This is a genomic window from Hamadaea sp. NPDC051192, assembly GCF_040682475.1.
GTDB classification, from domain to species: Bacteria; Actinomycetota; Actinomycetes; order Mycobacteriales; family Micromonosporaceae; genus Hamadaea; species Hamadaea flava.
This window is the reverse complement of record NZ_JBFBAZ010000005.1, coordinates 88078-100929: the sequence shown is the minus strand read 5'-3', so window position 1 is coordinate 100929 and position 12852 is coordinate 88078. Positions and strand designations below refer to the sequence as shown.

Sequence of the window (12852 nt, the reverse complement as noted above, 5' to 3'; positions counted from 1 at the left end):
GCCGCCCCACCACCCCCACGGAAGGCACCCCCATGCTCCACGTCGAGGCGGATCCACCGGCCGAGCTGTCCGGCGGGCTGCGCGACCTGCTCCAGGCGTTCCCCCACCGGATGCGTACCGCCGGACCCGGCGAGCCGGCCGTCCGGTTCACTCAGGACTCAGGCCTCGTCCGCGGTTACGCCACCACCGCCGAGGGCTCCGGCTGGCACATCCGCTACGACCGCCCGTGCGACGCGTACCGCGCCTTGGGCACGCTGGCCGGCGGCAACCCCCACCAGGCCGGCACCCAGTTCGAGTCCCTGGGGGTCATGCTCGACGTCTCCCGCAACGCCGTGCTGCGCCCGGCCACGATCTTCGAATTGCTCTGCCGGTACGCGCTGATGGGCGTCAACCAGCTCTGGCTGTACCTGGAGGACACCTACTCGGTGCCCGAGGAGCCAATGATCGGGTACGCCCGCGGCCGCTACACCACCGACGAGCTGCGCGCGATCGACGACGCGGCCGACCGCCTCGGCATCGAGGTGATCCCCTGCGTGCAGACCCTCGGCCACCTGGAGCAGTTGCTGCAGTGGCCGCAATACTTCGCACTGCGCGACACCGACCGCGTGATCGTGGCGGGCGCCGACGAGACGTACGCCTTGATCGGCCGGATGCTCGACGCCGCCACCGGCCCCCTGCGCAGCAACCGAATCCACATCGGACTCGACGAGGCGCACGGCGTGGGCACCGGCGGCTATCGAAGCCGCTTCGGCGACCGGCCCCCGTTCGAGATCCTGAGCGAGCACCTCGCCAAGGTCAGCGCGATGTGCGCCGAGCGTGGGCTGAGCCCGATGATCTGGAGCGACATGTACTTCCGGCTCGGCTCGGCGACCGGCGACTACTACGACCCGGCCACCGAGATCCCGGCCTGGGTCACCGACGCCATGCCGCCCGGAGTCGGGCTGGTGTACTGGGATTACGAGCACACCGACCCGGCCTTCTACCGGGACTGGATCGGCAAGCACCGCACTTCGCTCGGCGGCCCGCCGGTGTTCGCCGCCGGCGTGTGGACCCACCACCGGATGTGGGCGCAGCTGCCCCGTTCGCTGGCCACCATCTCCGCCGGCATGACCGCCGCCCGCGACTGCGGGCTCACCGAGGCCGTCGTCACCATGTGGGGCAACGACGGCACCGAGTGCGACCTGTACTCCGCGCTGCCCGGAGTGCAGACCTTCGCCGACGCGGGCTACGTCCCGTCCACCGCCACTCCCACCGATGAGGCCGACGCTGAGACCGGCTCGTCTGAGGACACCGCCGCGAACCTGCGCGGCTCGGCCGGGATCAGCCTGGACGACTGGATCGCCGCGTCCGCCGTGGACGTCCTGCCCCCGGTGACGGCACTGCCGTCCGACCCGGCGGCGGCCCGCTGGACCGGCAACGCCGGCAAATGGCTGCTGTGGCACGATCCGGTGCTCAGCTTCCTCACCGCGACCCTGCCCGACGAGCTGCCCGACCACTACCGGGCGCTGGCAGACCGGCTCTCCGCCGCAGCGGCCCGCAGCGCCGACGACGTGCCGCTGGCTTTCCCGGCAGCCCTCGCCCAGACCCTGGCCGACAAGGCCGACCTGCACCTGCGCACCGGACCGGCGTACCGGCGCGGCGATCACGGCGAGATCCGCGACATCGTCGATTCTCTGCTGCCCCGGCTGACCGACCGGATCCGGCGATTGCACGCCGTCCACCGCGACACCTGGCACGCACGGAACAAACCTTTCGGCTGGGACGTCGTCGATCGCCGCTACGGCGGACTGCTGGCCCGGGTGGAGCACCTCGACCGGCTGCTCCGCGAGTGGCTCGCCGACCCGAACCGCCCCATCGAGGAACTGGCCGAACCCCCCGAGGTGGTCTTCCCCGAAGGCGCGCACACCCGATGCCTCACCCACGCCCGGGTCGCGTCACCCAGCTTCATCCACTGACCACAGCTTCATCCACAACCCGAGACCTTGAGGAGGGTGGCATGGCCCTGCCGGCAACCGCAGAGACGGCCAACTCGGCTGCGTCCCCACCATCGCCGCCCGCCGCACCCCGCCGGCGCAGTTGGCGTACGCGGCTGCGCCACGACTGGATGCTGCTGGCCCTGGCCGCCCCCGGCGCCGCGGTCGTGGTGCTGTTCCACTACGTGCCGCTGCTCGGCAACGTCATCGCGTTCAAGGACTATCAGCCCTACCTCGGCATCACCAGTGCGCCCTGGGTCGGCCTGGACAACTTCCGCGTCATCGTCACCTGGGATCCGGCGTTCCGCAACGCGCTGCTCAACACGGTGATCATCGCGCTGATCCAGGTCATCTTCGTGTTCCCGGTCCCCATCGCGCTGGCGCTGGTGCTCAACTCGCTGACCTCCGAACGGATCAAACGAGTGGTGCAGTCCGTGCTGTACCTGCCGCATTTCATGTCCTGGGTCATCGTCGTGGCCATCTTCCAGCAGATGCTGGGCGGCTCCGGCCTGTTGCACACCTGGCTGCGTACCAAGGGCATCGAAGGCCCGGTCATCATCGGCAACCCGGACATGTTCAAGGAACTCATCACCGCCCAGGTCATCTGGAAGGACACCGGCTGGGGAACCATCCTGTTCCTCGCCCCGCTCTCCCGCATCGACCTGTCGCTCTACGAAGCCGCCGCAGCCGACGGCGCGAGCCGGATGCGCCAGCTCTGGCACGTCACCCTGCCCGGGCTGCGCAGCGTGATCGTCCTGCTGCTCATCCTCAAGCTCGGCGACGTGCTGACCGTCGGGTTCGAGCAGATCCTGCTGCAACAGAACGCGGTCGGCGTCGACGCCTCAGAAGTGCTCGACACCTACGTCTACAACAACAGCGTCATAGGCGGGAACTGGGGCGCGAGCGCGGCCGTCGGGCTGGTCAAGGGCGTCATCGGGGTGGGCCTGGTCCTCACCGCCAACAAGGTCGCCCACATGTTCGGCGAGCGCGGGGTCTACCAGTGACGGCCACGGCCCGGAATAGTCGCGTACGAGAGGAGAACATCGTGAGCGCGAGCTCGGTGGCGAACAAGCGGCCGGCGGTGATCAGCCGGGCTGCCGGACGGCGGTACCGCGCGGCCGGTCCAGGCAGCACCCCCGCGTCGATACCCGCCCGCGCCGCCAAGGGACTGCTGCTGCTCATCGCCTGCGCGGTCGTGGTGATGCCGTTCGTCGCGGTGGTCTCCACCAGCCTGGCCGACGACCGGCAGGTCAGCCAGGCCGGCGGTCTGGTCCTGTGGCCGGAGCGGCCGTCGTTCGACGCGTACCGGGCCATCTTCGCCGGTGGTGTGGTGTCCCGGGCGCTGCTGTGTCCGTCGGCATCACGGTCGTCGGCACGCTGCTCAGCCTCGGCTGCACCACCCTGCTGGCGTACGCGCTGTCCCGGCCGGGCAGCTTCGGCAGCAAGCCGCTGCTGATGATGGTGCTGTTCACGCTGCTCTTCACGCCGGGCATGATCCCCAGCTACCTGATGGTCAAAGAACTGCACCTGCTCAACTCCTACTGGGCGCTGATCGTCCCGGCGCTCATCAACGGCTTCAACGTCGTGGTGATGCGGTCGTTCTTCCTGGACCTGCCGCAGGAACTGCTCGACGCGGCGCGCATCGACGGCGCCGGCGAGTGGCAGATGCTGCGCCGGGTGGTCATGCCGCTGTCCAAGGCCGTGATCGCCGTCGTCGGGCTGTTCTACGCGGTCGCCTACTGGAACAACTACTTCTCGGCGCTGCTCTACATCAGCGACGCCACCAAGTGGCCGGTGCAGCTGGTGCTGCGTACCTACGTCGTCGACGGATCCACCATTGGGGTCGACAACAGCCAGATCACCGGCGTGATCCCGCCACCGCAGCAGTCCCTCCAGATGGCCATCCTGGTGGTCTCGCTGCTGCCCATCGTCGTGCTCTACCCGTTCCTGCAACGCCACTTCGCCAAGGGCATCCTGATCGGTGCCGTGAAAGGCTGACTCCGATGAACGCTCCGGTACGCATCGCCATCCTCGGCGCCGGCGGGCGTGGCAGCAGCTACGCCCAATGGGTCGCGCACCATCCCGACCGCGCCCAGGTGGTCGCCGTCGCCGATCCCCGCGACGCGTACCGGGACGCCCTCGCCGACCGGCACGCGGTTCCCGCCGACGCGCGGTACCGCACCTGGCAGGAACTGCTCGCCCAGCCCGGCCGGATCGCGGACGTCGCCGTCATCGCCACCCCCGACCGCGAGCACACCGCCCCGGCCCTGGCGTTGGCCGCTCGCGGCTACCACCTGCTGCTGGAGAAGCCGATCGCGCCGACCGAGGCCGAGTGCCGGGAAGTGGTCGACGCGGTGACGAAGGCGGGCGTGCTGTTCGCGGTCTGCCACGTGATGCGGTACACGCCCTACACCGCGACGGTGAAGAAGGTCGTCGACTCCGGCCGCCTCGGCGAGGTGATCAGCGTGCATCACCTGGAGCCGGTCGGGTTCTGGCATCAGGCCCACTCGTTCGTCCGCGGCAACTGGCGCAACACCGCCGAATCCAGCTTCATGCTGCTGGCCAAATCGGTGCACGACATCGACTGGCTCCAGTACGTGATGGGCCGGCCGATCCACCGGGTGGCCAGCTTCGGCGGGCTGGCCCATTTCACTCGCGAGAACCAGCCGGCCGGTGCGGCGGACCGCTGCCTGGACTGTGCGGTGGAACCGGGCTGCGCCTACTCCGCGCCGCGCATCTACGGTCGCTACCTGGCCGCCGGGGCGACCGGCTGGCCGCTGAACGTCCTCGACCCGGAGCCGACCGAGGCCTCCATCGAGCAGGCACTACGCACCGGACCCTACGGCCGCTGCGTGTACGCGTGCGACAACGACGTGGTGGACCACCAGGTGGTCTCGCTGGAGTTCGCCGGTCAGCGGACCGCGACGTTCACCATGACCGCGTTCAGCGAGCACACGCACCGGCAGACCCGGATCTTCGGCACCCGCGGCGAACTCGCCGGCGACGGTGAGACGGTGCGGGTCTTCGACTTCCTCACCCACACCTGGGAGGAGGTGCCGACGGAGGTCGTCGGTGACGCGACGGCGGGCGGCGGGCACGGCGGCGGCGACGACGCCCTGATGAGCGCCTTCGTCACGGCCGTCGCCTCCGGCGACCCGTCGAGCATCCACAGCGGACCCGCCGATTCGTTGAACCCGCACCTCGCGGTGTTCGCCGCGGAGCGGGCCCGGCTCACCGGCACCCTGGTCACCGTCGGCTGACGGCGTCAGTCGACGGGTTCCTCCTGCTCCGACAGCCACCGGAGGTGGGTCTCCCAGGCGGACTGTTTGGTGGTGCCGAGCGCGGCACCGATCTGCTTCCACGACGCCCCTGCGGCACGGGCGGTGCGTACCGACAGTTGGCGGCCGTAGCCCGCCTTGCGGATCAGCGCCTCGCCCAGGGCGAGCAGTTCGAGCGCCTCGCCCTGGGTCAGCGCCGCCGCCTGCGGGTCGGTCTCGTTGGACCCCGGCGGCGCCAGGGCGTCCCGCCGGCGTAGATCGTCGAAGCGGGCGGTGGCAGTCAGCAGCGTGTGGGAGCGCTCAGCCTCATCGGGTGTCACCTCCCCAGCATTGCGTCAAGTCAGCCTGACGTCAAGGCAACCTGACGGAGGCGAGTCATGATCGCTGGCATCTTGCTGCCGCCGTGGGCTGACCGTGGGGGCCGCCTGCATATCTTGGTCGGGCCGCCGGCCGCTGCCTTGGGTGATCGCGATCGGCGCGGTAGTGGCGATCTGCCTGCTGTGCACCTGCGCCGGCGGGGCGTACCTGCCGCTGCGGCCGCACGACCCGTTCGGCGACCTGCCGGTGGTGCGGCCGACTGCGGTGCTGCGCTGAGCGGTCCACGGCGACCGCGCCGTTGCGCACCCCGGTACCTGGACTATCGAGAAAGGACAGACGCAGCATGTCGCACAGTGAGGCACAGCCCCTCCTCGTCAACCGGATCATGCGGGGCCTAGCCAGCCATCGGGAGGCGGATCAGGCGGCGCAGAACTTCCGGGACTGGCTCCGCGACGAGTGGGCCGGCGACGAGACGCTGTCCCTGGCCTACTGCGTGAACGAGCTGGCCGACGCCTACGAGGCCCTGACGGGCCGATCGTGGCAAGCCGTGTCGATGCCCGACGCGAGCGCCCACATCTGGATGTTCTCGTTCCTCTGCCCTCGTCGAGCCGACCTGGCCGGGCAGGCGTTCGAATACGTGGGAGCGCTGCTGGCGCCGACCGACCGCTTCGCCGCGGTCGCCCGGCAGATCCGGGCGCTGCGTGGGGATTCCGGCTGATAGTTAGTTCTCGTTCACCCTTCCCGACGCAAAGTTGATCCCGAAGCAAGTGCTACGGATAGCGTCTTCCCAGAAAGTTAGTCATCGTTTACAGTGCCGTTGAGGCCGCAGCGCCCTCGACGGCACCTGAGGGGTACGCCGGGCCGCACTCCACCAACACCTGCCCGGTAACGGTTGAAGGAGTACCCCAATGGACACTGCTGACACGCTTGCCGCTCGATGTGCGAAGACCGCTGCCGACCAGACCATCCCCGCTCTCCTGCACCGCAACGCCACCGAGTACGCCGACCGGCCCGCGCTGACCACACTCGACCGTGACGACACCCGTACCTGGGCGGAGCTGCGCGAAGAGGTCGCCGAACTGTCCGGCGGCCTGGCCGAGATCGGGCTGGAGCCCGGCGGCCACATGCTGATCATGATGTTCAGCCGGCCGGAACACTGGCTGATCGACCTCGCCGCCGTGCACCTCGGCGCCGTGCCAGCGACGGTCTACCCGACGCTGAGCACCGATCAGCTGCGCTACCTGGCCGTGCACTGCAACGCCCAGGTGCTCGTGCTCGAAGGCGCGGCCGAGCTGGCCCGCTGGCGCTCGATCCTGCCGGACCTGCCCAACCTGCGCCGCATCGTGCTGGTCGACGAGACCGACCCGGGCGACACCACCGTCGAGACCGTGCAGCTGGCCCAGCTGCGTACCAGCGGCCAGGCGGCGCACCAGGCCGATCCGGGCGCCTTCGAGCGACGGTGGCGTGAGATCCGGCCCGAGCAGCCGGTGACGCTGCTGTACACGTCGGGGACGACCGGCGACCCGAAGGGCGTCGTGCTCAGCCACCACAACGTCGTCTACCAAGCCGTGGTCCTCGAAGCCACCGTGACGGTCCCCGACCACGCCCCGACCGTGGCGTACCTGCCGCTGGCGCACATCGCCGAACGGATGCTGGGCATCTACAACCCCATCTACCGCGCCGGCCACGTGACCATCTGCCCCGACGCCACCAAGCTCATCCCGGCGCTGCGCACCGTCGGTCCTGCCTCGTTCTTCGGCGTACCGCGGATCTGGGAGAAGATGGCCGCCGGCGTACAGGCACAGGTGGGCGCCGCCGAACCGGCGGTCAGGGAGGCCTTCACCGCCGCGAGCGCGGTCACGCTGGAGGCGTACGAGTTGCGCGCCGCAGGCAAGCCGGTGCCCGAGGAACTGGCCGCGCGCGTGGAGAAGGCCGAAGCCACGGTGCTGCGGCCGCTCCAGACGATGCTGGGCCTGCAGAGCATGGTCTGGGCCGGCAGCGGCGCGGCCCCGATCCCGGTCGACGTGCTGCGGTTCCTGGCCGGACTCGGCGTCGACGTGCTGGAAGTCTGGGGCATGACCGAGACCACCGGCACCGCGACCATCAACACCCCGGGACGATTCCGCACCGGAACCGTCGGGCGACCCAACCCCGGCATGGAGGTACGCCTGGCCGAGGACGGCGAGATCCTGGTCCGCGGTCCGTTGGTATGCGCCGGATATCTGCGTGCGGACGGCACCGTCGAGGCGGTCACCGACGCGGACGGCTGGCTGGCCACCGGCGATGTGGGCGTCATGGACGAGGACGGCTTCCTCACCATCACCGACCGCAAGAAGGAACTCATCATCACGTCGAGTGGCAAGAACATCTCGCCGGCCCGCATCGAAGGGCTGCTGCGCGCGCATCCGCTCATCGGTCAGGCCGTCGCGATCGGCGACCGGCGGCCCTACGTGACCGCGCTGATCGTGCTCGACGACGAGGTCGCACCGCTCTGGGCGCGCTCGCAGGGCATCGCCGAACCCAACCTGCCCGGCCTGGCCGCCGACCCGGTGCTGCTCGCCGAGATCCAAGCCGCCGTGAACGCCGCCAACGCCCAGCTGGCGCGACCCGAGCAGGTCAAGTCCTTCCGGGTTCTGCCGTCGAGCTGGACGGCCGAGACGGGCGAGCTGACACCGACACTGAAGCTGCGCCGCCGGATCATCGTCGATCGGTACAGCGAGAACATCGACACGCTGTACGACGCATAGGCGGGTTCTTCGGGCGCCGTGGCCGGGTTCGCCGGCCACAGCGTCTCGCTTTGGCGAGCGACCAGCGTCGCCGGTGCCGCTGGGCCGCTGAGCCGCTGAGCCGCTGGGCCGCTGGGCCGCTGAGCCGCCGGGGCCGCGGTTGGTGATCTCCGGAGGGCTGGACACCCTTCCGGACCCGGGAAAGGTGCGCGGCACTCCGGAGATCACCCCGGGAGCGGACGTCGGTGGAACACCACCCACCTAACCCGACAACGGATAGGTACACAGCGTTCCACTCGCGCGGACGGGGCCGGGGCGCCGACCACGGCGACGCCCCATCGGTGGAACGCGATGCGGGGGCCGGCGGATGCCAACCCCCGCGAAGGGGAGGCTAGAGGCCGAGCGACCGGCCGATCACTTCTTTCATGATCTCCGTGGTACCGCCGTAGATCGTCTGCACCCGAGCGTCCAAGTACGCCTTGGCCACCGGGTACTCCCGCATGTAGCCGTAGCCGCCGTGCAACTGCAGGCAGCGGTCCACGGTGCGCTTCTGCAGTTCGGTGCACCACCACTTCGCCATCGCCGCAGTCTCCGCGGTGAGCGTGGATTCCACCAGGCACCGGTCGACGAACACCCGGCCGAGGCGCAGTTCGGTGGCGATCTCGGCCAGCACGAACCGGTTGTGCTGGAAGCTGCCGATCGGGCGGCCGAAGGCCTGACGCTCCTTGCAGTAGGCGAGGGTCTGCTCGAACACCGTCTCGGCCCCGGCGAGCGCCGCGACGGCGATCGACAGCCGTTCGTAGGGCAGGTTGCGCATCAGGTACGCGAAGCCCTGGCCCTCGACGCCGAGGAGGTTGGCGGCCGGTACGCGTACGTCGGAGAAGAACAGCTCGGCCGTGTCCTGCGCCTTCTGCCCGATCTTGTCGAGGTTCCGGCCGCGTTCGAAGCCGGGTGTGTCCCGTTCGACGACCAGCAGGCTGATCCCCCGATGCCCCGCCGCGGGATCGGTACGAGCCACCACGATGACCAGATCGGCCAGGATTCCGTTGCTGATGAACGTCTTCTGCCCGTTGAGGAGGTAGCTGTCGCCGTCGCGTACCGCAGTGGTCGTGATGCCCTGCAGGTCGCTGCCGGCACCGGGTTCGGACATGGCGATCGCCGTGATGAGCTCGCCCGAGCAGAAGCCCGGCAGCCACCGCTGCTTCTGCTCGTCCGTGGTCAGATCCGTGAGATACGGCCCGATGATGTCGTTGTGCAGGCCGAACGCCGGGCCGCTCGCGCCCGCCCGAGCCAGCTCCTCGGTGAGGATGGCGTTGAAGCGCTGGTCGACGACCCCGCCGCCGCCGTACTGCTCGTCGACGAAGAAGCCCAGCAGACCGGCGGCTCCGGCGGCCCGCCAGACGCTGCGGTCGACGACACCCTCGGCCTCCCAGCGGTCGTGATGCGGGGTGATCTCCTTGCCGATGAACGCGCGTACCAGTTCGGCGAAGGCGAGGTGGTCGGCGGTGAAGATGTCGCGGTTCATCGGGCCATGTCCTTCACTGCTGCGATGAGACGCCGCGGGTCGGACCCCAGCGGCGTGACGTTGAGGATCGTTACTCCGGCGTCGCGATAGGCCTGTACGCGGTCGCGTACGTAGCTCTCCGGCCCGATCAGGCTGGTGCGTTCCAGCAGTTCCGCCGGAACCGCGGCGGCGGCCTCCGTTTTGTGGCCGGCCAGGTAGAGGTCCTGGATGCGGTCGGCCTCGGCGGCGTACCCGTAGCGGCACAGCAGGTCGTGGTAGAAGTTGCGGCCCTTGGCTCCCATGCCGCCGACGTACAGGGCGATCAGCGGCCGGGCCAGGTCGCGCAGTCCGGCCACGTCCGGGCCGATGGCCAGCGGACCGCCCGCGACGACCTCCAGCGGACCGAGATCGGCGGACCGCTTACGCCCGCCCGTCGCCAGCGCCGAACCCCAGACGTCGCCCGCGCGCTCGGGATCGTAGAGGAACGGCAGCCATCCGTCGGCCAGCTCGGCGGTCATCTGGACGTTCTTGTCACCGAGGCTCGCCACGTAGATCGGGATGCGGTCCCGGACCGGGTGAGTGAGGATCTTCAGCGGTTTGCCGAGCCCGGTGCCTTCCCCCTCGGGCAGCGGCAGCTGGTAGATGCCGTCGTTGACCAGCGTCTCGCGTCGCCACACCTGCCGGCAGATCCGGATCACCTCACGGGTCCGCGCGAGCGGCCGGTCGTACGCGACGCCGTGCCAGCCCTCGATCACCTGCGGCCCGGACGCGCCGATGCCGAGGATGGCGCGACCGCCCGACATCGCGTCCAGACCGGACGCCGTCTGCGCGAGCAGTGCCGGGGTGCGGGAGTAGATCGGCAGGATGGCCGAGCCGATCTGCATCCGGGTGGTCTTCGCCGCGAGGTAGCCCATGATGGTCGGGGCGTCGAAGCCGTAGGCCTCCGACACCCAGACGACGTCGAGGCCGTCCTGTTCCCAGGCGGCCACCTCGTCCGCTCCGCCCCGGGGGTCCGTGGCGTACGCCAGTGGTGTCGCGATCCGCATCAGTGCGCTCCTCGTGTCTGGCTGACGGCGCCGGTGCCCAACCAGCGCGCTGAGTGTGTGCCGAGGCCCCAGTCGGTGAGCACGGCTTCGGTGTCCGCCCCGGGCATCGGCGGGCGACCGCCGACCGTCCCCGGTGTCTGCGACAAGCGCGGTGCCACTGCGGGCTGGCGTACGCCGAACCGGTCCTCGAACGTCCCCCGTGCCACCAGGTGCGGATGGTGTTGTGCTTCGGCGAGCGACAACACCGGTGCCACACAGGCATCGGTGCCTTCGAAGACTTTGGTCCACTCGTCGCGTGTGCGTTCGGCGAAGACCTCCGCGAACCGCGTTCGCAGCACCGGCCATCCGGCGATATCGTGCTGGGCCGGCAGGTCTGCGTCGGCCAGCCCGAGCAGCCGGATCAACTCGGCGTAGAACTGGGGTTCCAGCGCGCCGACCGCCATGTGCCCGCCGTCGGCGGTGGCGTAGACGTCGTAGAACGGCGCGCCGCCGTCGAGCAGGTTGCGGCCGCGCTCGGCTTGCCAGGCCCCGCCGGCCAGCATTCCGGCGAACAGCGTGGTGAGGTGGGCCGCTCCGTCGACGATGGCGGCGTCGACGACCTGCCCCCGGCCGGTCGTCCGGGCCACGTGCAGGGCCGCGAGGCAGCCGACGACCAGGTACAGCGAGCCGCCGCCGAAGTCGCCGACGAGGTTGAGCGGGATCTGCGGCGGGCCGCCCGCGCGGCCGATCGGATGCAACGCCCCGGCGACGGCGATGTAGCCGATGTCGTGACCGGCGGCGCGGGCCAGCGGCCCGTCCTGTCCCCAGCCGGTCATCCGCCCGTAGACCAGGCCCGGATTGCGTTCCAGCACGGTCTGCGGCCCGATCCCGAGCCGTTCGGCGACCCCGGGCCGCCAGCCCTCGATCAGGATCGCGGCGCGATCGGCCAGCTCCAGGATCACCTCTGCGCCGTCGGGATGTTTGAGGTCCACGACGACCGACCGCTTGCCCCGGTTGAGCAGGTCCGCCCGCGGATCACCGGCCGCCAGCGCGCCCGGCTCAGGCCGATCGACGTGGATGACATCGGCGCCCAGGTCGGCCAGTAGCATCGCCGCGAACGGGCCTGGCCCGATCCCGGCCAGTTCCAGGACCCGGACTCCGGTCAGCGGGCCGCTCATGAGCCGGACCTCGCCGCGAAGCGGGGCGTACGCCCCTCGGCCAGGCTCGCCAGCGCCTCGCCGAAGTCCGCCCCGGCCAGGGATTCGGTCATGAGCCGGGTGGCATCGGCCGCGGCGACGGCGGCCCCGGTCTCCAGCCCCGACCACACCTGCTGCCGGATCACCGCCATGGACGCCGGCGAGCAGGACGCGGCCAGCTGGGCGGCGTAGGCTTGCGCCTCGGCCAGCACCTCGTCGCGTGGGAGCACTCGTTGCACCAGTCCGATCCGCAGCGCCTCCGCCGCATCGATCTTGCGGCCGGACACCAGCAGATCCAGCGCGTTGCCCACGCCGATCAGCCGGGGCAGCAGCCAGGCGCTGCCGTATTCGGCGATCAGGCCGAGCCGGCTGAACGCGGTCGCCAGGCGAGCCTCCGCCGCCAGGAACCGGATGTCGGCGTACAGGGCGTGGACCAGGCCGAGGCCGGCCGCTCCGCCGTTGATCGCGGCGATGATCGGAGTGCCCAGCGTCATCGGCAGATGCGGTTCGAAACCGAACTCGTTCATCAGCTGATCGCGGTTGCCGCCGTCGAGCAGCGCGTGCAACGACTCCGGGTCGGCGCCCGAGCAGAACCAGTCGCCCGCGCCGGTGACGACGATCGCGCGTACCGCCGGATCCGCGTCGGCGGCCGACAACGCCGCGTAGTAGGCGCGGAACATGTCCAGCGTCATCGCGTTCCGCCGATCGGGCCGGTCGAACCAGATCGTGCGTACGCCGGCGTGGGTGGCGGCCCGCAGACCGCTTCCGGCCGGTTCGGCCGCCGGCAGGGATATGGTCATCGGCGCATCCTTACGACATTTGACATTTGATA

Annotated in this window: 13 protein-coding genes; 8 read left to right on the top strand and 5 right to left on the bottom strand. The window is 70.2% G+C overall.

The annotated features are described in order from the left end of the window. The first annotated feature begins 32 nt into the window (after positions 1–32). From AB0M47_RS03975 to AB0M47_RS03955, 5 genes are read left to right on the top strand one after another with little or no spacing between them, the layout of a single operon-like run. A complete protein-coding gene (locus AB0M47_RS03975; RefSeq protein WP_363407968.1) occupies positions 33–1955 on the top strand; it encodes a beta-N-acetylhexosaminidase in 1923 nt (640 codons plus the stop codon). Positions 1956–1996: 41 nt separating this feature from the next. Further along, a complete protein-coding gene (locus AB0M47_RS03970; RefSeq protein WP_363407965.1) occupies positions 1997–2977 on the top strand; it encodes an ABC transporter permease subunit in 981 nt (326 codons plus the stop codon). A 41-nt stretch (positions 2978–3018) separates the two neighbouring features. Next, positions 3019–3429 carry a hypothetical protein gene (locus AB0M47_RS03965; RefSeq protein ID WP_363407962.1) on the top strand — a complete coding sequence of 137 codons (411 nt, stop codon included), beginning with the start codon at positions 3019–3021 and terminating at the stop codon, positions 3427–3429. Beyond that, entirely contained in the window at positions 3321–3971 is a 651-nt protein-coding gene (locus tag AB0M47_RS03960; RefSeq protein WP_363407959.1) for a carbohydrate ABC transporter permease, read from the top strand. The genes AB0M47_RS03965 and AB0M47_RS03960 overlap by 109 nt, the downstream gene beginning before the upstream one ends. A 5-nt stretch (positions 3972–3976) precedes the next feature. Continuing rightward, positions 3977–5233: a Gfo/Idh/MocA family oxidoreductase gene (locus tag AB0M47_RS03955; protein ID WP_363407956.1), complete on the top strand. Its 1257-nt coding sequence runs from the start codon at positions 3977–3979 to the stop codon at positions 5231–5233. Positions 5234–5238: 5 nt separating this feature from the next. Here the strand turns inward: AB0M47_RS03955 and AB0M47_RS03950 are convergent, their stop codons facing one another. Then, positions 5239–5571: a hypothetical protein gene (locus AB0M47_RS03950; RefSeq protein WP_363407953.1), complete on the bottom strand. Its 333-nt coding sequence runs from the start codon at positions 5569–5571 to the stop codon at positions 5239–5241. Positions 5572–5713: 142 nt separating this feature from the next. On the opposite strand from AB0M47_RS03950, the gene AB0M47_RS03945 reads away from it, so the two are divergent. From AB0M47_RS03945 to AB0M47_RS03935, 3 genes are all read left to right on the top strand, one after another. Continuing rightward, positions 5714–5845: a hypothetical protein gene (locus AB0M47_RS03945; RefSeq protein WP_363407950.1), complete on the top strand. Its 132-nt coding sequence runs from the start codon at positions 5714–5716 to the stop codon at positions 5843–5845. A 67-nt stretch (positions 5846–5912) separates the two neighbouring features. Next, positions 5913–6287 carry a hypothetical protein gene (locus AB0M47_RS03940; protein ID WP_363407947.1) on the top strand — a complete coding sequence of 125 codons (375 nt, stop codon included), beginning with the start codon at positions 5913–5915 and terminating at the stop codon, positions 6285–6287. A gap of 190 nt (positions 6288–6477) precedes the next feature. Next, positions 6478–8316, top strand: a complete 1839-nt coding sequence (locus AB0M47_RS03935; RefSeq protein WP_363407944.1) for an AMP-dependent synthetase/ligase — start codon at positions 6478–6480, stop codon at positions 8314–8316. 370 nt (positions 8317–8686) lie between these two features. On the opposite strand, the gene AB0M47_RS03930 is transcribed toward AB0M47_RS03935, so the two are convergent. Genes AB0M47_RS03930 through AB0M47_RS03915 form a run of 4 tightly spaced genes read right to left on the bottom strand, consistent with a single transcriptional unit; the run spans position 8687 to position 12820 of the window. Further along, positions 8687–9820, bottom strand: a complete 1134-nt coding sequence (locus AB0M47_RS03930) for an acyl-CoA dehydrogenase family protein (RefSeq protein WP_363407941.1) — start codon at positions 9818–9820, stop codon at positions 8687–8689. Continuing rightward, a complete protein-coding gene (locus AB0M47_RS03925; protein WP_363407938.1) occupies positions 9817–10845 on the bottom strand; it encodes an LLM class F420-dependent oxidoreductase in 1029 nt (342 codons plus the stop codon). Before AB0M47_RS03925 ends, AB0M47_RS03930 begins: the two co-directional genes overlap by 4 nt. Further along, positions 10845–12002, bottom strand: coding sequence for a CaiB/BaiF CoA-transferase family protein (locus tag AB0M47_RS03920; RefSeq protein ID WP_363407935.1), 1158 nt, complete (start codon positions 12000–12002; stop codon positions 10845–10847). Before AB0M47_RS03920 ends, AB0M47_RS03925 begins: the two co-directional genes overlap by 1 nt. After that, a complete protein-coding gene (locus AB0M47_RS03915; RefSeq protein WP_363407932.1) occupies positions 11999–12820 on the bottom strand; it encodes an enoyl-CoA hydratase-related protein in 822 nt (273 codons plus the stop codon). The genes AB0M47_RS03920 and AB0M47_RS03915 overlap by 4 nt, the downstream gene beginning before the upstream one ends. Positions 12821–12852 lie beyond the last annotated feature (32 nt).

Bases quoted from the DNA above. Each gene is read 5' to 3' on its own strand.
- AB0M47_RS03920 (WP_363407935.1), bottom strand. From the start codon at position 12,002: ATGAGCGGCCCGCTGACCGGAGTCCGGGTCCTGGAACTGGCCGGGATC.
- AB0M47_RS03955 (WP_363407956.1), top strand. From the start codon at position 3,977: ATGAACGCTCCGGTACGCATCGCCATCCTCGGCGCCGGCGGGCGTGGC.
- AB0M47_RS03940 (WP_363407947.1), top strand. From the start codon at position 5,913: ATGTCGCACAGTGAGGCACAGCCCCTCCTCGTCAACCGGATCATGCGG.
- AB0M47_RS03970 (WP_363407965.1), top strand. From the start codon at position 1,997: ATGGCCCTGCCGGCAACCGCAGAGACGGCCAACTCGGCTGCGTCCCCA.
- AB0M47_RS03935 (WP_363407944.1), top strand. From the start codon at position 6,478: ATGGACACTGCTGACACGCTTGCCGCTCGATGTGCGAAGACCGCTGCC.
- AB0M47_RS03915 (WP_363407932.1), bottom strand. From the start codon at position 12,820: ATGACCATATCCCTGCCGGCGGCCGAACCGGCCGGAAGCGGTCTGCGG.
- AB0M47_RS03930 (WP_363407941.1), bottom strand. From the start codon at position 9,820: ATGAACCGCGACATCTTCACCGCCGACCACCTCGCCTTCGCCGAACTG.
- AB0M47_RS03975 (WP_363407968.1), top strand. From the start codon at position 33: ATGCTCCACGTCGAGGCGGATCCACCGGCCGAGCTGTCCGGCGGGCTG.
- AB0M47_RS03925 (WP_363407938.1), bottom strand. From the start codon at position 10,845: ATGCGGATCGCGACACCACTGGCGTACGCCACGGACCCCCGGGGCGGA.